18 protein-coding genes and 2 pseudogenes are annotated in these 20,400 nt (G+C 40.3%); 12 read left to right on the plus strand and 8 right to left on the minus strand.

Translation table 11 applies throughout. The features are described 5' to 3' along the window. On the minus strand, window positions 1-748 hold a 748-nt coding region (gene istB, locus ACE4RR_RS19140; protein WP_375537049.1), incomplete at its 3' end, for an IS21-like element helper ATPase IstB. Then, a pseudogene (gene istA, locus ACE4RR_RS19145) lies at window positions 745-2,299 on the minus strand (IS21 family transposase). The pseudogene istA (ACE4RR_RS19145) and the gene istB (ACE4RR_RS19140), both read right to left, overlap by 4 nt. A 582-nt stretch (window positions 2,300-2,881) precedes the next feature. Between istA (ACE4RR_RS19145) and istA (ACE4RR_RS19150) the strand changes: the two are divergent. The 3 genes from istA (ACE4RR_RS19150) (at window position 2,882) to ACE4RR_RS19160 (ending at window position 5,949) form a co-directional block, all read left to right on the plus strand. Continuing rightward, window positions 2,882-4,327 carry an IS21 family transposase gene (gene istA / locus ACE4RR_RS19150; protein WP_375537050.1) on the plus strand — a complete coding sequence of 482 codons (1,446 nt, stop codon included), beginning with the start codon at window positions 2,882-2,884 and terminating at the stop codon, window positions 4,325-4,327. Then, window positions 4,324-5,046: an IS21-like element helper ATPase IstB gene (gene istB / locus ACE4RR_RS19155; protein ID WP_375537051.1), complete on the plus strand. Its 723-nt coding sequence runs from the start codon at window positions 4,324-4,326 to the stop codon at window positions 5,044-5,046. The genes istA (ACE4RR_RS19150) and istB (ACE4RR_RS19155) overlap by 4 nt, the downstream gene beginning before the upstream one ends. Window positions 5,047-5,148: 102 nt before the next feature. After that, on the plus strand, window positions 5,149-5,949 hold the full coding sequence (locus ACE4RR_RS19160) for a DUF2935 domain-containing protein (RefSeq protein WP_375537052.1): 801 nt from the start codon (window positions 5,149-5,151) through the stop codon (window positions 5,947-5,949). A gap of 212 nt (window positions 5,950-6,161) precedes the next feature. Here ACE4RR_RS19160 and ACE4RR_RS19165 read toward each other — a convergent pair whose 3' ends face one another. Next, window positions 6,162-6,863: a hypothetical protein gene (locus tag ACE4RR_RS19165; RefSeq protein ID WP_375537053.1), complete on the minus strand. Its 702-nt coding sequence runs from the start codon at window positions 6,861-6,863 to the stop codon at window positions 6,162-6,164. A 441-nt stretch (window positions 6,864-7,304) separates the two neighbouring features. On the opposite strand from ACE4RR_RS19165, the gene ACE4RR_RS19170 reads away from it, so the two are divergent. Further along, window positions 7,305-7,466 (plus strand): YjcZ family sporulation protein, encoded by a 162-nt coding sequence (locus ACE4RR_RS19170; RefSeq protein WP_375537054.1) that lies wholly within the window; start codon window positions 7,305-7,307, stop codon window positions 7,464-7,466. Between the two features lie 737 nt (window positions 7,467-8,203). On the opposite strand, the gene ACE4RR_RS19175 is transcribed toward ACE4RR_RS19170, so the two are convergent. From ACE4RR_RS19175 to lexA, 5 genes and pseudogenes are all read right to left on the minus strand, one after another. After that, entirely contained in the window at window positions 8,204-8,920 is a 717-nt protein-coding gene (locus tag ACE4RR_RS19175) for a poly-gamma-glutamate hydrolase family protein (protein ID WP_375537055.1), read from the minus strand. Between the two features lie 202 nt (window positions 8,921-9,122). Further along, entirely contained in the window at window positions 9,123-9,611 is a 489-nt protein-coding gene (locus ACE4RR_RS19180; protein ID WP_375537056.1) for a YhcN/YlaJ family sporulation lipoprotein, read from the minus strand. A gap of 196 nt (window positions 9,612-9,807) precedes the next feature. Further along, the gene (locus tag ACE4RR_RS19185; protein ID WP_375537057.1) at window positions 9,808-9,975 is read right to left on the minus strand and encodes a hypothetical protein; all 168 of its coding nucleotides are present in this window, start codon (window positions 9,973-9,975) and stop codon (window positions 9,808-9,810) included. A gap of 511 nt (window positions 9,976-10,486) precedes the next feature. Continuing rightward, a pseudogene (locus ACE4RR_RS19190) lies at window positions 10,487-11,115 on the minus strand (cupin domain-containing protein). 164 nt (window positions 11,116-11,279) lie between these two features. Beyond that, the gene (gene lexA, locus ACE4RR_RS19195; protein ID WP_375537058.1) at window positions 11,280-11,903 is read right to left on the minus strand and encodes a transcriptional repressor LexA; all 624 of its coding nucleotides are present in this window, start codon (window positions 11,901-11,903) and stop codon (window positions 11,280-11,282) included. A gap of 277 nt (window positions 11,904-12,180) precedes the next feature. Between lexA and ACE4RR_RS19200 the strand changes: the two genes are divergently transcribed. The 8 genes from ACE4RR_RS19200 to ACE4RR_RS19235 all read left to right on the plus strand — a co-directional run bounded on the left by ACE4RR_RS19200 (window position 12,181) and on the right by ACE4RR_RS19235 (window position 20,285). Next, window positions 12,181-12,369: a hypothetical protein gene (locus ACE4RR_RS19200; protein WP_375537059.1), complete on the plus strand. Its 189-nt coding sequence runs from the start codon at window positions 12,181-12,183 to the stop codon at window positions 12,367-12,369. Window positions 12,370-12,394: 25 nt separating this feature from the next. Next, window positions 12,395-13,051, plus strand: a complete 657-nt coding sequence (locus ACE4RR_RS19205; RefSeq protein WP_375537060.1) for a YneB family resolvase-like protein — start codon at window positions 12,395-12,397, stop codon at window positions 13,049-13,051. Between the two features lie 145 nt (window positions 13,052-13,196). Beyond that, on the plus strand, window positions 13,197-13,436 hold the full coding sequence (locus ACE4RR_RS19210) for a DUF896 domain-containing protein (RefSeq protein WP_375537061.1): 240 nt from the start codon (window positions 13,197-13,199) through the stop codon (window positions 13,434-13,436). A gap of 187 nt (window positions 13,437-13,623) precedes the next feature. Next, window positions 13,624-15,615 (plus strand): transketolase, encoded by a 1,992-nt coding sequence (gene tkt / locus ACE4RR_RS19215; protein WP_375537062.1) that lies wholly within the window; start codon window positions 13,624-13,626, stop codon window positions 15,613-15,615. Between the two features lie 206 nt (window positions 15,616-15,821). Further along, entirely contained in the window at window positions 15,822-16,256 is a 435-nt protein-coding gene (gene sirA, locus ACE4RR_RS19220) for a sporulation inhibitor of replication protein SirA (protein WP_375537063.1), read from the plus strand. A gap of 117 nt (window positions 16,257-16,373) precedes the next feature. Beyond that, the gene (locus ACE4RR_RS19225) at window positions 16,374-16,598 is read left to right on the plus strand and encodes a YneF family protein (protein ID WP_375537064.1); all 225 of its coding nucleotides are present in this window, start codon (window positions 16,374-16,376) and stop codon (window positions 16,596-16,598) included. 140 nt (window positions 16,599-16,738) lie between these two features. After that, a complete protein-coding gene (locus ACE4RR_RS19230; RefSeq protein WP_375537065.1) occupies window positions 16,739-18,502 on the plus strand; it encodes an ABC transporter transmembrane domain-containing protein in 1,764 nt (587 codons plus the stop codon). Further along, window positions 18,489-20,285 (plus strand): ABC transporter ATP-binding protein, encoded by a 1,797-nt coding sequence (locus ACE4RR_RS19235; RefSeq protein WP_375537066.1) that lies wholly within the window; start codon window positions 18,489-18,491, stop codon window positions 20,283-20,285. Before ACE4RR_RS19230 ends, ACE4RR_RS19235 begins: the two co-directional genes overlap by 14 nt. Window positions 20,286-20,400 lie beyond the last annotated feature (115 nt).

The following is a 20,400-nucleotide window of genomic DNA, read 5'->3' on the forward strand; positions in this document are numbered from 1 at the left end:
CTTGAAACAAAGTTTCTCGATGTTTAATGCGGTGGCTGTTGCCATTTAAATGAATAACCTCCGAACGATGGAGGAGACGGTCTAGAATGGCCGTTGTTATCCCTTGATCGCCCAGTAGCTCTCCCCACTCCTCAGGCCCTTTATTGGAAGTGAGCACAATGGAACTTCGCTCATATAGGTAATTAATTAAATGAAAAAACAGGTTCGCTTCGTGTTGGTCCATCGCCATGTACATAAGGTCGTCTATGATGACCAAATCTGATTCACGGATCCGTTTTAGGCGAAGTTGAGATTTACGAACGTATTCTTCGGTCTTCAATACGGAAGCCAATTCGCCCATAGAAATAAAAGAAACGCGTTGTCTCTGCTGGATCGCTTCCATGCCGAGGCCGATGCTAACATGCGTTTTGCCGACACCGGGAGGACCCAACACGATTAAATTAAATGTTTGCTCGAGCCAAGACAGCTCTTGGAGCTGCTTAAGTTGCCTTTCACTCAGCGATGGCTGCTCCCCCAAGTCGTACTCATCGAGTGTCTTTTCGTAAGGGAAACGAGCCCACTTCAACAGCTTCTCTATCAGCTTTTCTTCTCGGCGCTTTTCTTCATAACTAAATAGCTCATGCAATAATTCTTGATATGTCCAGGAGTGGCTTTCTGCTTTTCGGAGAAAAACAGGCAATTCTTTTGCTGTTTCTACCATTCGAAACTGATGAAGCTGACGTTGCAACGAATCAACAGAAAGGGTCATTTGGCACCTCCGAGAATGTCGATATAGGTGTCCAAATCTCTCATGACAGCTTTCTCTTTAACTAGCTCCTCGGAAAGACCTCCTGCTATCGATATTTTTTCTGCGTCTGCAGCGCCTGCTTCAGAAAGGTTGGCTACATGTTTTGCTACGTCATGGAAGTCATTTGCACTCCAGAGCTTTTCTCTCATGCAGATTTCCAATGCTTCCTCCTTATATGCTTCATAGGCATGAATGGCTCTTTGAAAGACTTGAAGTTGATCTCTCACATACCGGGGATAGCGCTGTCGCATCTCTTCCAAATAGAAAGTAATCTTCTCCTGATCCTCAAATTGGCTCTTTACAGCTGCGAAATAATCAACTAAACCTTTGGCACGATCACGAGAATGATTGGTGTTTTTGACTAGTTTTCCTTTCTCCGTCTCCAGGGAATGAATCGCAATTGGTTCCCCTCCCGAAGGAAGAGAAATGATGACACGATCTTCCTTTAGACGAACGGTAACCAGATTCTCCCCGAAGGGAGTATACGTTCCTAAAGGAACAGTATAGCGGTTAGATTTAAATTTAATGACATTGTCCTTGTGAACGGTTCTTGTTATACTTACATTATCTTGGCTCTCGAAAGAGAGTGGAGAAGAGGCTGTTCGTAAGTGTGGCTTTTCCAGGGCAAACACTTCGAAAGGCCTCTTTTTTATGCTGTCATGGACTTGGTAATTCCCCTTTCTCTTCAGCCAAGCCAGACATTGTTCGTTCCACTTATCTATTTGGTGGAATGTACGGTTCTTTCCAAAATTCCTCTTCAGAAACTTCACTACATTTTCGACCTTTCCTTTGGATTGGGGGTCTGACTTTCTGCACAAATAGACTTGAAAACCCCGGTTCACCCTGTAGTTTTGAAACTCTTCGGTGAAAATGATATCTCCTGCATTCTCACTCACTGTCATCAACTTATCCTGATCATAAACAATCTCCTCTGTGATCCCTCCGAAATATTGAAATGCATTTTCATGTGTTCGCAGCACATCCCTCGTAGTGAAGGGGCGGTCTTGCCACTCGGCGTATTTGTATCGCGAATGCGCTAGGACAAAAGCAACCGCATAGAGTTTTAGTGTTCTTCCCGCGGACGTTTTTACTTTCTGTTCCCCAAAATCCACCTGCATCTGCTTTCCTTGGGGCAGCTCTTCAAGAGCTTCAAATGACCGAAAGGTCAATGTTTTTGGAATATGATACGTTTCTCTTAACTCTTTTACATACGTTCGAACTGTACTATCACCTACTTCGTTAAACTGATGCTTCTCTTCCAGCCAGTCTGAGATCTGAGAAGCAGACAGGTCTGGATGTTCCTTAAGCCAATCGAGTATGTATCCCTGAAAGGGATCGAGCTTCCTAGCCCTTGTTCTAAGCTCCTGCACCCACTCATTTGCCTCAGGAAAATCTTTATTTATAAGCATAAACCGTATTTCTTGAAACCCCACACTTTCTCGCAATAGCTACAATTCCAAACCCTTCTTTTTTTAACTGATGTATCAACACATGCTTCTCCAACTTGTTCACCCTTCATGCCCTCCCGATCACAAACTAGCATACTCATGTAAGTTTACATGATCGGGGTGGGAGAGTTATTAAAAAGTGTTCAATTCTATCGAGCAGAATGTGTTAACTCTAGATTAGCAGTTACACGTAGTTCTTCCTAACGGAGGCCTATTCATTGATACATATAAAAATAATATACAATCACCGGTAGATAAAGAGTAAAATTAAACTGTGTTTGAGCTCAATTCAAAATTAAAATTTATTTAAGGGCGTGAGAACGAAGAAAGACGACCATTGCGGAGATTGTCGTCTTTCAGTCATCACCAGAGTTATGTAGCAAGCGGAGGAGAGACTCCGCAAATCAATTGTACTCAATATACAAAAGACCTCAGCAGGGGTCTTTTATAGTTCTACAAATCAGCCATATTAAATACATTAATAAATGGTGTGTAGTGCAAAATAGAAGTACAAAGATGTGCAACCAAAACGTACATAACTCTGCACTTCTTTTTTAGATAAAAAAAGCCTTGCCAGCCATCCAATATAACTCTACTGTAATTGGTGTCGAATCAAACACAGTGGAGGTCGAAAGGATTGCTAGCAATGACTAAGATTAATCATATCAAAACTTTACGAAATCATGAAGACGTATCTATAAATGAAATTGCTCAAAGAGCTCAAGTGAATTGGCGTACCGCCAAGAAATATGCGGATGAAGATCAGGTCCCACAAGAAAAACAGGTGATTAGAAAAGGAATGATGTATGAGGAACATTGGGGAGAAATTGTTACCGACTGGCTTATTGAAGATCAAAAACTAAAGCCGAAACTGAGAAGGAAAAACAAGACCATTTTTCAGCAACTTCAAACTCATGGGTTTACCGGGTCTTACAGGACCGTCTGCTATTTCATAGCTGAATGGAAAGAAGGAAAAGGTAGTCCGGATGACGTTAAAGATAAGAATAGTGAAAGACTAAATCATCCTCCAGCTGAAGCTCAGGTGGATTTTGGAATAACAGAAGCTGTTAAAGACGGAAAATTCATTGATGTCCACTGTTTAGTAATGAGCTTGCCATATAGTAATGCAGCTTTTACTATTCCTCTTCCAGGGGAAAACCAGGAATGCTTTTTATACGGGTTAAAGAAGAGCTTCGAACTACTGGGCGGAGTGCCACGAAAGCTTAGAATTGATAACTTGAAAGCCGCCGTAATAAAAGCAAGAAATAAGGATGGCGAAACCATTCTTACAGATGAATTTCTTCAATTCGCTAATTTCTACCGTTTTGAAATTCAAGCATGTAATACGCGTAAGGGGAATGAGAAGGGACACGTTGAAAATAAAGTAGGATATGTAAGATATAACTTTGTGACCCCTTCTCCAGTCATAGAAAGCTATGAAGATCTAACCAATATTTTAAGTGAAAAACTAGAACAGGATCGTCAGCGCATTCACTACTCAAAGGAAGTTCGTATTCAAGACTTACTTGATGAAGAAATGAATCATGCCTTAGCTCTTCCAGAGGAAGATTATCCGATATTTAAAGAAACGAAAGTGACGGCTAACAAGTATGGAGAAATCACTATAGACAGCAAGAAAGAGCATATTCCAAAAGGATATAATTTCAGTTATCTTCATTTAATCCTCTATTGGGACCGTTATAAAGTGGTATCTCCTTACGGAGAAATTCTCCATTCGGACTTTCGGCCATATATGAACAAACACCGAAATATCCCTTGGCTTTCCATTATGAGGGCCTGGGCTTCCAAACCAAGATCGGTTCCTTACTCAAGATATAACCCATATTTGCCAGGACGAATAGCAACTTATCTAAGTATAGAATCCCTTACGTTACGAAAAGAGCGATTGCATTGGTTCATCAGCTTACTAATCAATCATGATATGGAAGAGGTTAATGAAAAGTTTTATGATCTTCTCCAACAACATTCAGAGAGAACCTTTGACTCTACTTCCCATCCTTATGACGTTGATTGGTCTAAATACGACCTACTACAACCAAGCGCGAAAGAGGATGGTGAGCAGCGAGTATGAATATCAAGGATATGTGTAAAAGCTTACGGTTGGCCTATGTAGCTGACATTTATGAGAAAATCCCGTTTGAAAATGAAACGCAATACTTAGAAGCACTCTTCCAAAAGGAATTTGAATTGAGAGAAGAAGCAAAAGCTGAACGCCTGATAAAAAAAGCGAAATTCGCCAACCACAAAACCCTTGCGGATTTTCAATGGGGAGATCAAGTAAGATTTCCTCCTCAGATCGACCGTACTGAATTGAAAGAACTGCACTTTATTTCTAAGAAAGAGAATGTAGTTCTTACAGGTTCACCAGGTACAGGAAAAACTCACTTAGCGACAGGGTTAGGCCGTGAGGCGTGTAAGAAAGGATATGAGGTCCGTTTCTACAGAGTTTCTGATCTAGTTGATATATTAGAAAGAATGTGGAGAGAAGGAAAGCTCCAACAGTTTAGGAATCGTTTTAAAAAAGTAGATCTAATTATTTTAGATGAGATGGGATACATTCCATCCAGTAAAGAAGGAGCCGAGCTTCTATTTCAACTCATCACCGATTGGTACGAGCAGAAGAGCATCATTATCACTTCAAATTTGGAATTTAGTCAGTGGAATCGAATATTTGTGGACTCGAGGCTTACTGCAGCTTTAGTTGATCGTGTCATACACCACGCTCATGTACTTACATTTTCAGGAGATAGCTACCGGGTTAGCCATGCATTATCAAGACAAAACAACTAAAAATATCGGCTGGCAAGCTTATGTATTTTTCATTGCATTATTATGTACTTTTCTCTTGCAAAACACAAATGGATAAGAAGTTAAAATTTCAAGGAGGGATTTATGGCAAATTTATTTGTGGTGAGGTCACTAGATGAAATTAAATTTTGGTCTAGGATAATGAAGGAGCATGCGTTATTTTTAACTTTAGGTTTTACCTATGAGCAAAAGCAATTGATTGAAGAAGCTCAGCAATTTATCGTTGTATTTGAGAGAATTGAAGAACAATTAAGTAAGTATACGGTTAACTCTGATCCAAAGCAGATTGAATCATTCAATAACGAAGTTTATCAAGCAGCTGCCTCTATTTGGGCGTACAAAAGAAAGGTATTAGGGTTAACTCTGAGTTGTCAAATCCGATCAAATAATTTTCCGTTGTTGATTGACCACATAAGCAGAGAAGCAGCTTATTTTGCAAATCGCTTAGAAGAACTGAATGAAGGAACATTAACACCCGTACCCGTGGCAATTATTGAGGAAAATGTATTCTTTCTAAAAATAATGGCAGACCATGCAAAATTTATTGGACATTTGTTAGATCCATCAGAGCGAAAATTAGTAGGTCAAGCGAGAGAGTTTAGTCATGACTTTGATCAATTGGTGTTCCAGGCTATAGATTTAGACTCTATGCGCCCTCAATCTGAAACTCCCCCTTTATTAGATCAATTCTTAGACCAAAATAAAATTTCAGTCGTGTCGTTGAGGGATTTTAAGAAAACAGCAAGAGAGTTAATTGAAGCATGCCGAATTAAAAGCAATATTCATCCTCTTTTAGCTGATCATACATTTAGGGAAGCAGAAAGGTTTATTGAAATTATAGATAGATTTGAATCATATTTAGAAAATCATACTAGATGGAACTAACACCTCGAGAAATGTATTAGCTCTCACCACTAATTAAACGGAAAAATTAATGAATAATAGAAAAACAGAAGGGGGAATTAATTCCTCCCTTCTGAGGAAGGTAGACCTGCGATTTTAGAGAAGGCTATGTCGGCTTGATAAGCCCATTCCGTAAAAAGCGAGTCTAAATGATCTTTATAGAAGAAAAGATAATTTCGTAAAATCTAATAAGGTTACCCTAGCAAGCCCCCGTTATCAGGTGTTGGGAATGTGAAGGTTGGTGGAGTCGTAGATATATCGCAACGATTCTGATTAATATCACAGAAATTCCCAGATCCATCTTGCAGTACAGGACGGATAACTGTAATGGTAGTGCGGAGAATGATTTTAAATAGGATTCCTTCGAGTAGATCACCTACAACAGGTCCAGTGAGGACGGGAACACCGGGTTGAGTAAATATTCCTTCAACTTCAAGAGGGGATTCTTGTAATATATCTTCAGGACAAGCGCCTGGGAAATCCGTATGCTCTTGAAACGGAATAGTCGTAGTTAGAGGGGTGAGAACGACTCCCCCTAGGAGAGTTATTGTAATTGTTGCAGGTACAAGTCCTATATTCACTACTTTATCTCTAATGATACGGGCGTTCATAGTAATTGCATCCAAATTTGGGACAACACTTATAGATACAATCTCCGCTAAATCCAAACCTTCAAAAGCAGTAATGGGTAAGGTTATTTCTGCTACTTTTTGAACCGATTTTGATCCAACGACAGAGTTCACTAGTATGCAATCGGTATCTAATTTTGTTGTCTTAGGTGCAACTGTAGCATTACATGAACATACTTCTTCCTTCTTACTGTGCTTCCGTATGACTGAGGCTTTTTTATTAACTTTATTCACATGGGTAGGGCAACAAATTTTTTTCGCGTACATTTATTCATACCTCCAAATTTAAAAGTCACTATACAGGGTATGATAAGTATTATCGATTGGATTGGGCTTCAATAATATTACAGCTAAAATAATAAAGAAGTAATATAAAGGTCGGATCCTATAATTCTCGCTAAAGTTAAACAATTATTAATATAGGACCCCCGCCTGTGTAATATGTTACAAACCAACGATTATATTTACAGACGAGATGGGGGATCTTACGTTGGATCATGGAGGTTATTCTTATATTTAAAATCAAATTGAAACTCCAAATATTATTGTTTATACTGATTTTTTATTAACTCGAGTGGGGTAGACTAGAAATAATTTTGTAGTCGATATTACAATATGACTTTAAATATATGGACTTACACTAATTCATTTCACCTTCATAAATTAATTTTGTAAGTGGTTTGTAAGATAAAAAGAGGAGGAACGATAATGAGTGGAGATTATTCGGGTGGTGGAAGCTGCTTTGTATTAATTGTTGTGTTGTTCATTTTATTAGTTATCGTTGGAGCAGCATATTGCTCGTATGGCGATTATGGTGGATATGGGTCTTACGGTGGAAAAGGAAAAGGGTTCGGTTTTGGAGGTTATTAAGTAATTATAAGGGAGGTGATTCCCCTATAATCATCTCCCTTGTACAAATATTTCTCAAACTTTTTACATACTATGGTTTAGCACTAAAAACTTTAAGGGGAAACGATGATAATGAGGCTGGACAGTCCTAATGAAATAGGGGGTTAGATGGAACAAAATAGACGCAAAAACATCCATTGAAACATTCGCAAACGCTGAATTAAGAGATCAGCTCGAAAATATGCTAAAGCCATGTATAATTCTGTCTACAAAGATGGTTACAAAAACGGATATCAAGTTAGGTTTAAAGAAAATCAGCAAAATTCCACTAAGGCATAAATATGAGCTCCCAGCGAAAGAGTCCTCTGATTATATTCTTAAGTGGCTGTCCAGTCTCAGAAATTATCAAATAATTCTGTCATGGTTTATTTTCTTAAGTTGCTCATTAATAGAATAATAGTTTTCTTTTTCAACCATCCATTTTATAAGTTCTTTCTCATTAGTATCTAATGACCGCTGTAATTTTTCTTCCGTTTCCTTTATGGTTTGTTCAGTTAAAATAACAACTATTCACTCCGAGAATTTGACGTATTCTTAATAAGGAAGAAACTCGTTTAAAATATGCTATGAAATATAGAGATTTGTTCCGCACCCAGGTCCACCCTTGGGAACGCGAGTAGTATATGTCCACTTACTAAAATAAAAACCCCTTGCCGCAGTAAACGGCAAAGGTTATTCTGTTAATGAAATAAGTCTTTCTATCTTTTCTTTAAGAAAAGCTTATATGAATGTGTTGCCTCTTTAAGGCCCTTCATAAACTCCGCGTAAATAACCGTGGTATGGACACGGTTTTTCTTTGACCAATCATGGTTTTCAAAGAATGATTTCCGCAATTCCTCTGTCAGCTCCAGCTGAGCTCCAGCTTTTAATTTAGTATCATTGACAATATTTGCTTTACTCATCCCGTCTATTTCAGCAGGTGCATCCTCCACTTGAAATCCACGGGTTTGAAGTGAGTACCGAAGCATATTTTTATATATTTCATCTCTTCCGCCCAAGTAAATAACAGGCTCATCTCCTTTATTTCCGTGGATTGACAAAGCACTCTTAGAATTCTTTGCGAGGCTTCTCCCTATTGGTTCATCAAAATTTACAGAAGTGATATGCAATAGTTGATTGTTCGATGACTTGATGCCTTCAAAAAGGTAATACGATAAATTTAATTCATCTGCTAAATCTTTAGCTGGTTCTGAGGTCCCCGGCTCGATTCCCCCGCCGTGAATTGCAAAAATCGTAATATTACTTCGTCGGTTCTCGAAAATTATTATGTAATCTTCATTTAATTCTTCATTTTCAGATAATTTTTCGTAAGAATTATAATAATCAGCTTTTGCAATGGAAAGAAAGAAGAGAAGTGAAACCACCATGTAAAGCAGAAGGACAATTAAAATAGACAAAGTTTCGCATAATTTCATGTTAAACATCCCTTTTTCTTAACATATGATGTTTACCTTCACTTGACTACATTTTTAATTGGGGAGGCTGGGTAAGTTTATGAAAATCATAATTCAATTGAATTCATTATAGAAAAAAATAGAAAAACCAGCTGAAGTATACTGCATTCTCAATACTGGTTTTTCTTTCAATTTATTATTAGAAGTTGTAATTATAAATATTTTATTGGCCGGCAGGAAAAACACGCTGTACCATTTTATTAAACTCTTCAAAAAGACCTTCTACTGGCTGCCCGTTCTCAATTTTATCTGCATAGTTAGTCATACGATCTACAAAATCTGGATTAGCGGACACTAATACATTTTCTATATTATCATCTGTTGACTTTACTTCCTCAGAAATTTTTTGTTTTACATCTTCTCCGATTTCTTCTTCGGGCTCTTCTTCTAATTCTACCGCAGCATATGCGGTCTTATTGGCCACAATAACATAAGCAACTCTTACTTCCTCTAAATCTGTTGCCTTTTCAGCAGCTTCATCGGCAACTTCCATGTGAGTTTGATTTTCATTATCGTTGTTGTTTGTCTGAGTTAAATTTTCAGTCTCCTCTCTTTCATCTGTCTGGTTATCCCCATTCCCCTGATTTGCTGCACAGCCCGCCATCAGAGAAACAACTAGCATGATCGAGAGTGTTCTTTTTAGAATCTTCATTATATTACCTCCAATTTTTAGTAGATAATATATTTTTCTCTGTATAAATTTTTATATACAATAAATAGAAAATTTTTTTCTCTCCTCGTTTACATTTTAAAAGTAGAAAAGCTTAGGCATTCGCCTCATGTATTGGCGAGAAGCTAAGCTTTTCCTTACTGGAGTTTGTTTTCATTCCATTGAGTCCGCCAATAAATTATTCATAAATAGAATCAGCGTTTTTATAGCGGAGCTCTTCTGAATTTGATTCGACGATACTTTTGTCCGGGTGCGGAGTATGCTCAGTCCACTCTTTTGTGTCCGGCTGCTCTACTTCCTTTTCCGACTTTTTGCGGTGGGGGACTTCTTCTTTCTTATCAAACATTTTATCACTCCTTCCTCTTACTATTTCCTGTGCCATGCAGCTTATGTATTAGCTAATACAATACAGGAGTTAATTTTTACTTCCATTCATTACCTGTACATAAAGAACTCCCGTTCGCATATACTAAAGTTAAGAGCGAATGAGGTGATATGATTGGACACTGTTTTGAAAAAAGCATGTGCTAATAAGCGAAGGATACAGATTATTTACGAAGCCAAAGACGGAACCCTCTCTCAGCGAATTGTGACCGTGCATCGAATGAATGAAAACAATATACTAATCTGGTGTCACCATAAAGAAGCTTTCAGAGTATTAAAAAGAAGCAATGTTTTATCAGCATTTCCTATCTCCAGAAAGCAAGCATAATCATAAATAGTCTAACTTCCTGGTGATTTCGAGACGGAGGAGATTTTCTATCTACATTTCAGAAATTTGGTTAAATAAAGAGGCTGGGGATTATTCCCAGCCTTTCAGCTTCATATAGATAAACTACAAAAGCGGTCACATGTAGTTAAAATCTACGCGGATGACGGCCTTGACTATAGGGATAATAATAGCGCGGGTGATAATGCGGCTGGTGGTAATGCTGCACGACATTGCCCTGCGTACGCTCGCAGTCTTCGTACGGACCAATATACGTGGACGGCTTAATAGGTGCTGTGACATTTTTCCATTCATTTTCATCGAGGCAGTAAGTGTGGGCCATAACATTGGCAGGGGTAAACGAAAGGATATCTGAGCCCAGTATCACTTCAGGAGTGGGGGCATCAAAAATAGCTAACAGATGAGTATTGTCCACCAAAGCTATTTCATAATGCCACCACCCCTGGGGCACGTTTGCGACCTGCCCGGGGGAAATCGTAAAATTTAAAATTTCTTTCGTAAATGGATTCAGGATGGAAACAAGTGCTTCTCCGGATATACAATATACGAGTTCAGCTGCGTTTTGGTGGTAGTGTGGTTCAACGCATTGTCAGTACTTAAAAAAATATCCAGCAAAGACACATTCTGCAGGGAGTTTAATTGTTGAATTCCTAATATATTAATGTAGTTTTGATTGTTTTTTTTAAACAGCGGACTGTTATTAACATCAAATGTATATTGAACGGACGGGGAAGTATAATCGAGCGGTGTGCTCACGGCGGCTTCACCTCTTTTTCAATTGATTTCCTTTTATAATATGCATCTGCCCATCGGTTGTGTTCATGAAAAATCTCATAAAAAAGCCCCCAGTCTAAATGATAGACCGAGGGCTTGTAGTGATGATCCTTTTTTTAATCGGCATGGTGTAAATGCTGTCGCAGTTAATGAATCGTACGGAAAACGCCCGTAACTTTACCGAGAATCGTGACATTATCCAGAATTATCGGGTCTAAAGCAGAGTTTTCCGGCTGGAGGCGGATGTAATTGTCTTCTTTGTAGAAACGCTTCACCGTCGCTTCAAGCTCGTCAGTCATAGCTACGATGATATCTCCGTTATCTGCGCTCTGCTGCTGCCTGACAATAACGAGGTCTCCGTCATAAATACCCGCCTCAATCATGCTGTCTCCCTGAATTGTAAGCGCAAAGACTTCTTCATCAGTTACCATCCGGTCCGGGAGCGGTATATACTCTTCAATATTTTCTACAGCAGTAATTGGGTCCCCGGCTGTAACTTTACCAATAACCGGGATATAAACAGCGGATCTTTCCGAAATTTGTTCTGCTTCATCACCTGCTTCAAGGACCTCGATGGCACGCGGCTTTGTCGGATCCCTGCGGATTAAGTTTTTGCTTTCCAGACGGGCAAGGTGGCCGTGCACTGTTGAGCTTGACGCGAGTCCGACTGCTTCCCCGATTTCACGAACGGAAGGCGGATAACCTTTTTTCTTAACTTCATCTTTAATAAATTCCAATATCAATTGTTGCCGTTTGGACACTTTTGACATAAAAGCACCTCGTTTCTAGAAAATAAGATCTCACAGCATGATTTCAAAATAATATGAATATACATACTATCAGCCTGTACATATTATTAAGTCAGTTTAAGTAATCTTCATAATTCACAATATTTCTCTGCATTGGTTCATCTTTCAATACCGATTGTATCATGAAAAACATACGTGCGCAAACATCCGTTCTAATTTTTCCTTGACGCGAACAGAAGTTCTTTATATAATAAACGCAGGATAGGAACATACATTCTTATTTTGAGGAGGAAACATTATGTCAAAAGTTAAACAGCTCTCTATCCAGGAATGGGCGATTTTGTTATTATTTATTTTTTCTATCATATTGTTAATCACTGTAGTAGAATTATCCGCTGTCAGCCCGGCAGAGGTGGAAGGATCGGACGCACTAATTGTTTCAGAAAAAAATCCGGATATGTTTACCTATAATTCAATAACCGATTAACATTATAGTTTTGAAGGGGACTGCCATGAAGACTTGTATCATTTATTGCAGAGTAAGTACGGGGAAGGAGTCACAGCAGACCTCGCTGAAAAGACAGGAGGAAGAGCTGACAGTACTCTGTGAAGCGTTAGGATTTAATATTTATTCTATTATCAGAGAGACAGCAAGCGGATATACGCTTGAAAGAGAAGGACTACTCCAGGCTCTCGATGATGTAAATGAAGGAAAAGCCGATATATTCTGTGTGCAGGATGATACGCGGCTTGGAAGAGGAAATGCCAAACTCGCCGTTCTGCATGAACTGTTTAAGCAGTCCGTAAATGTATATACCGTGCGTGACGGGGGAGAACTGCAGCTGTCAGAATCCGACAGCATGCTTATGGATATTCTTTCTCTGGTGGAAGAGCATCAGAGGACACTGCATAATCAAAAGATTAAGCGCGGCATGAAAAAAGCAGTAAATGACGGATTTAAACCAGAAAAGAATTTGAAAAGAACAAATGAAGGCGGGCGAAAAAAGATGGATGCCCCGTTAGAGGAAATTATCAGGCTTCGCAAAAGAGAGCTGACCTTTCATGAGATTGCTGTAACGCTGCGCGGTCTGGGCTATTCTATCTCTAAAGCTACCGTTCACAGACGGTTTCAGGAGTATGAAAACATGCATCATCCCAATATAGAGTAAATCTCTCTGTTCGGACTGTAAGCCTTTCTCACAACGTTTAATTCGTTCTAATACTAAGCGGTTCAATTTGCAAAAAGAAGGGTATATATTTTAAAATAAAGTGAGAGTGGCCACGGTTTCAGCAGAACAGGAGGTTATAATAGATATGATTTCACAGGAGAAGATTGACCGTATTAATGAATTGTCCAAGCGTTCAAAAACAACGGGTCTGACAGAGGAAGAAGAAAAGGAACAGCATGCTCTCCGAAAAGAGTATCTTTCTAAATTCCGTTCTTCCTTTAAAAGTCAGCTCCAGTCTGTGAAAGTAATGGATAAAAAAGGAAACGATGTAACTCCCGCAAAATTAGAACAGGTAAAGAGAAAAACACAGCGCTTTGGGCATTAATCAATAATTATACAGCCGTCAGGAAAATCCTGGCGGCTATTGTTTATTTTAAAACGATGATTTACCCTTGAAAACTACTATTTTTGCGCTGTTCAGCCTTGTGAAATAGTCAGATAACGTTTATGATGAAAAACGTAAGTAAAAATAAATTATACATAGGGATCAGAAGAAAGGTAGGGAATTTTGCATGGAAGCTAATGTGGAAGAATTAGCTATTAGTACCATTCGCACATTATCGATTGACAGTATCGAAAAAGCAAGTTCAGGGCATCCGGGCCTGCCAATGGGAGCGGCTCCGATGGCTTATACATTGTGGACTCAATTTATGGACCATAACCCGTCAAACCCGGATTGGTTTAATCGTGACCGTTTTGTTCTATCGGCCGGTCATGGCTCGATGCTGCTTTACAGCCTTTTGCATCTAAGCGGGTATGATTTATCGCTCGAAGAACTGAAAAATTTTAGACAATGGGGCAGCAAAACACCTGGCCACCCTGAATTTGGACATACAGCCGGTGTCGAAGCTACAACAGGTCCATTGGGTCAAGGGCTTGCGATGGCGACAGGAATGGCTATGGCAGAGCGTCATTTAGCTGCTGTCTACAATAAAGAAGATGCGGCTCTCGTTGATCATTTTACGTTTGCTCTCTGCGGAGACGGCGATTTAATGGAAGGTGTTTCCTCGGAATCAGCTTCCCTTGCCGGTCATCTAAAGCTGAGCCGTCTTGTGGTGCTGTATGATTCCAATGATATATCCCTTGACGGAGACCTTCATCAGTCATTTTCAGAAGATGTCTGCAAGCGCTACGAAGCATATGGCTGGCAGACGCTGCTTGTCGAAGACGGAAATGATCGAGACGCAATTGCAGAGGCACTTAAAGAAGCGCGCAGCAGTGATAAGCCAACCCTTATTGAAGTGAAAACAACAATTGGCTTCGGAGCGCCGAACAAATCAGGGAGCAATGCAGCCCACGGCGCCCCTCTTGGAGAAGAAGAAGCGGCGTTGACCAAAGAAGCTTACAAATGGACATTTGATACACCTTTTCATATTCCTGATGAGGTAAGAGAACATTTTGCTGACGTAAAGAAAAAAGGTGAGCAAAAAGAACAAGAATGGAATAAGTTGTTCGAAGATTACCAAAACAAATATCCGGAGCTTGCCGGGCAATTTTCCCTGGCGATAAATGGCAGACTTCCGGAGGGGTGGCAGAATAATCTTCCTGTTTACAGTGATGAAAAACTGGCGTCGCGTGCTGCTTCCGGCGAGGCACTTCAGGAAATCTCTGCAGCAGTACCATCGCTGTTCGGAGGATCTGCAGACCTTGCATCTTCAAATAAGACTCTTATTAAAAATGAAACTGATTTTTCTCGTGATAACTACAAAGGCCGTAACATCTGGTTTGGAGTCAGGGAATTTGCGATGGCCTCTGCAGGTAACGGTCTCGCACTGCATGGCGGAGTTCACCCTTATGTATCAACATTTCTTGTATTCTCTGACTATCTGCGCCCGGCCCTGCGTCTGAGCGCGTTAATGGGTATACCGGTAACGTATGTGTTCACTCATGATAGTATAGCAGTAGGCGAAGACGGGCCAACCCATGAGCCGGTGGAGCAGGTTTCTTCCCTCCGCGCAATCCCAAACTTAAGCGTAATTCGCCCGGCTGACGGTAATGAAACAACTGCAGCGTGGAAAGCGGCATTAGAGAGCACCACACATCCAACCGCATTGATCCTTACACGCCAGGGACTGCCGACACTTGAAGGCACAGCTGAAAAAGCGGAGGATGGCGTAAAACGAGGCGCTTATGTGATTGATGATTCAGCCGCCCGTCCTGATGTTTTGCTGCTTGCAAGCGGTTCTGAGGTGTCACTTGCGGTAGAAGCAAAATCAAGCCTGGAAAAAGACGGATTAAAAGTAAATGTCGTAAGCATGCCGGATTGGCTTGCTTTTGATAAACAAACGGAAGACTATAAAAAGTCGGTTCTCCCGGACGGAGTGCCTGCCCTTGCGATTGAAATGGGTGCCTCTCACGGCTGGCATAAATATGTCGGAGCCCATGGAGCGGTACTGGGAATCGATCAGTTCGGCGCATCAGCTCCCGGTGGAAAAATTGTAGAGGAATACGGTTTTACAGTGGAAAACGTAACGGCAAAGGTAAAATCATTTTTACAAGTATAGCTTATTTTTTAGAAGCATCTGGATTTTTTGTCCAGGTGCTTCTGTATTTTTATCTTTACAAAAAGCCGCTGGAGACATTCTCAAATCAAGGTATTTATTTACAAGATACCCATTCGACAAAAACAGTTCAATTAATTTTCATAAATTGACAGCACTTTTACTCCTTTTCTTGTACGATTAAAAAAAGTATCTCGAGGAGGAAGAACATGTCACGCTATCTACTGGTTATTATAAAAAAAGAAGTAGCCTTGCAATATTACCGCAAAGAAGACAAGCTGTTCCGCCTGTTTCAAGATTACGTACAAGCTTATGAATGGGCCAGACCTGTATTAGAAAAGCAGATCAGGTACATAACCGAGCCTATTTCTATTCAGAATAAATCCTCAGAGCTGTTAACATGTTTAAATACACACGAATATATTCCATATAATAATCATCCCTGCAGCTACATTTCAACGAAGAACAGCAGTAAAATTGAATGGAATGAAATGTTTATGAAATTTGAAAATGCAGGAACTTGGAAAGAAGAATGGGCTGTTTTTGATTGTCTGAAAAATCAGTCACCATATTTTTTCGCAATGAACATGGATAAAAAGCTTTACGGATGGTTAAAACCATTAAAAGTATTCTCTGTCCTTTAAAATCATGCAATGTTCCTCTTTCTTTGCACACCTGTATACGTTATAATAATGTAGGTCATATGTAGCAATTGCTGTAGGTTTAATTGCTTTAAGGTAATAGAAGGAGGAAAGGTAGTAATGGACTGGCTTTGGTTAGTACTTACCGGTGTTTTATGCCTGCTTGCGGGTCTTGCACTCGGTTTCTTCATCGCAAGAAAAACGATGATGAATTACTTAAAGAAAAATCCGCCGATTAATGAACAAATGCTTCGCGTGATGATGATGCAGATGGGGCAGAACCCATCGCAGAAAAAAATTAATCAAATGATGAAAGCGATGCAGCGGCAGCAGGATAAAAAATAGCCTGAAATAAAACGCGCCAAAATAATGGTGCGTTTTTTTGGTTTAAATTTTAATTGAAAATTAATAATATTCAAATTCCAGGAAATTTGGTAGAATAATGAAGTTGAAAGTGAATTGACTTAGTTCGGAGTGGAGCTAGAATGAAAATATTTTTCCAGTTGAGGTGGTATTTCAGAAAGGAATGGAGGCGTTACACAGCAGGTATCGTAATGCTGGTTATCGTCTCTGTACTGTCATTGCTGCCTCCTTATGTGACTGGGGTCATTGTTGACCACATCGCAGCAGACACCATTCAGACCAGTATATTGCTGTCATGGGCAGGTATATTAATCCTTGCAGGAATACTGATGTACTTGTTTCGGTTTTGGTGGAGAATTATGATTTTCGGGGCATCTATCCGCCTTGCAAGGCTGCTTCGCAATAAGTTATATGAACAATTTACCGCGATGTCTCCTTCATTTTATTCAAAAAAAAGAACAGGCGATTTAATGGCGCACGCTACCAATGATATAAAGGCGGTTGAACAGACAGCGGGTGTCGGTGTATTAACGCTCGTGGACTCCTTGACGATGGGAGCGTTTGTCATTGCTGCAATGGCTTTTACTATCAGCCCTTCTCTGACGTTATATAGTCTGCTGCCAATGCCGATTATGGCACTTGCTACTAGCTGGTACGGCAGCCTTCTCCATAAACGTTTTTCGAAAGCGCAGGCTGCTTTTTCGAGTTTAAATAATAAAGTACAGGAAAGCATTTCGGGTATACGCGTCACCAAAACGCTCGGTTTTGAGAACGAGGACATTCAATCTTTTGCTCACCAGTCTGATGATGTTGTCAAAAAAAATGAAGATGTCGCTCGAATTGATGCTCTCTTTGATCCAACGATTTCATTAATTGTTGGAGTATCTTATTTTCTTGCTGTATTTTTTGGGGCAGGGATGGTCATTGATGGGGACATTACGTTAGGGGAATTAACCAGCTTTACTCTGTACTTAGGGATGCTTATTTGGCCAATGCTTGCTTTCGGCTGGTTTTTTAATATTATTGAACGAGGGCGTGCTTCGTATAATAGAATAAATTCTTTATTAGCTGAAAAACAGGAAATCACTGATGAGAAAGCGAGCATAGAGACAACGCCGACAGGACGTTTAGATATAACTGTTCCGCATTTTTCTTATTCCAAACATGCATCGCCTGTTTTAAGTGAAGTCTTTATCCAAACCGAACCAGGAATGAGCATTGGAATCACCGGCCGCACGGGGAGCGGGAAATCAACACTGATGCGGCTGCTTCTGCGTGAGATTGAAGGGAAAGAAGTTGAAATTTCCATCGGAGGAGCAGCACATACAAGCTACTATCTCCAATCTTATCGAAAAGCATTTGGCTATGTGCCTCAGTCGCATTTTTTATTTTCCATGACAATAGCTGATAATATTGCGGTAGGTAAGCCTGATGCTTCTTTTTCAGAAATTACGGCAGCGGCAGGCCTGGCTCATGTTCATGACGATATCATAACCATGGAGCATGGATATGAAACCATGGTTGGAGAGCGGGGCATCACCCTTTCCGGTGGACAAAAGCAGCGAGTAGCAATTGCACGTGCTCTTCTTCTCGTTCCTGAAATCCTTCTTCTTGATGACTCGCTTTCGGCTGTAGATGCAAAAACTGAAGAAGCGATCCTTCAAAATATAAAAGCGGAGCGTCATCATAAAACGACGTTTATTGTTTCTCACCGTATGAGTGCGATCAAACATTGTGACGAACTGATTGTGATGGAAAAGGGGCAGATCAAGGAACGCGGAACTCATGAAGAGTTAATGGGAATGAACGGCTGGTATGAGCAGATGTATAACCAGCAGCAGCTGGAATCGCTCGTCGAGGAGGGGACTGGCCATGATCGGACATGAGGATAATACGCTTTCGGAAAAACAGCAGCGAATTATTTTAAAAAGACTGCTGTCCTATGTAATTCCTGAAAAAAAACTGTTTATGGGTGCCTGTGTATTTTTATTTTTAGGAACCGGCGCGGAGCTGATTGGTCCCATATTAATAAAAATATTTATCGACGATTACCTAACAGAAGGAAATTTTCCGCGCGGCCCAATTACAGGCCTTGCCTTTCTATTTATCATCCTGCATCTTACTTCAGTATGTTTTAATTATTTTCAAGTGTACTGGTTTCAGCGGGTATCCCTTCGCATTATCCGAAAATTACGTGTTGAGGTATTTAAGAAAACAGAGCAGTCTACGATTTCCTTTTTTGACAAGACACCATCGGGAGGTTTAATTTCTCGTATTACGAATGACACGGAAACGATCAAGGAGTTGTACGTGGAGGTTTTATCAACGTTTCTGCAGAATCTTGTCTTTTTAACAGGAATACTTGCTGCAATGATTTACCTTGACGTCAGGCTCGCAGTATGGTGTTTCATTCTCATGCCGGTGTTGTACGTATTGATGCGCACGTATCGAAAAGCCAGTGCTAAATTTTATGGAGCAATGAGTGGGAAGCTCAGCAGTCTGAATACGAAGCTGAACGAGTCCATACAGGGCATGACGATTATTCAAATTTTCCGTCAGCAAAAACGAATGCAGAATGAGTTCGAAGAAATGAATCAGCAGCACTTTTCGGCATGGATGAAAAGTATGAAGATTGACGGGCTTCTGCTTCGGCCGGCAGTTGATCTTCTGGCTGTCATCGCTTTAGTAGGAGTGCTGTTTTACTTTGGCTTTGCCTCATTGGACACATCTGTAGAAATCGGAGTTCTCTATGCATTTGTTAATTATCTCGATCGTTTTTTTGAGCCGGTGAATCAGATGATGATGCGATTGTCTATTTACCAGCAGGCAATTGTTTCTGCAGGAAGAGTGTTTCGACTGCTTGATCATCCGGATGTGGAAAAACTTAATGAGGATAAACCTAATTGGAGTATTGAAGATGGCAGGATCGACTTTGAACAGGTCAGTTTCAGCTATGATGGTTCAACTGCCGTACTTGAAGATATTTCATTTTCAGTGGAGAAAGGGGAGACTCTCGCCTTGGTCGGTCATACCGGTAGTGGAAAAAGCTCAATCATTTCCTTGCTGCTTCGTTTTTACCGCCCGGAAAAGGGGACGATTCTTGTGGACGGAAAACCGCTGGAGGAGTATAAAAACAGTGAAATCCGCAGACATATTGGACTCGTTCTCCAGGATCCATTCTTATTTACAGGTACTATTCGAGAGAATATAAAAATGTATGACGCTTCCATGACTGATGATCAGATGCAGGAAGCAGCCAGGTTCGTCGGGGCGGATGCTTTTATAATAAATTTACCGGATGGATATGACACCAAAATTGGGGAGCGGGGAGAATCTTTTTCTAATGGGGAACGGCAGTTGATTACGTTTGCCAGAACTATTGCGAGGAAACCGAGCATACTTATTTTAGATGAGGCGACAGCAAGTATTGACACTGAGTCAGAATCATATATTCAACAGGCACTCGAAAAAATGCAAAAAGGCAGGACGACAATAATGATAGCCCATAGGCTGTCGACGATCAAAGAAGCAGATAAAATCCTGGTGCTTAATCAGGGCCGGATAGTCGAGCGCGGCACGCATCAGCATCTTTTGCGAAAACAGGGGCTGTATTACAATTTATATCTTCTTCAGCAGGGCATGGGGCAGAAAAAGCTCTCAGGAATATAATAAAAATCGGACATAGACAGCATTGCATCATAACTTCTTTGCATAGTATGATAGTAATAATGGATTGTGTCCGTTTGAAAAGCAGCTCTGTACAAATACAGAGCCGGGAGCTGAA

The organism is Alteribacillus sp. HJP-4, from assembly GCF_042139015.1.
Lineage (GTDB): Bacteria > Bacillota > Bacilli > Bacillales > Marinococcaceae > JBHIKY01.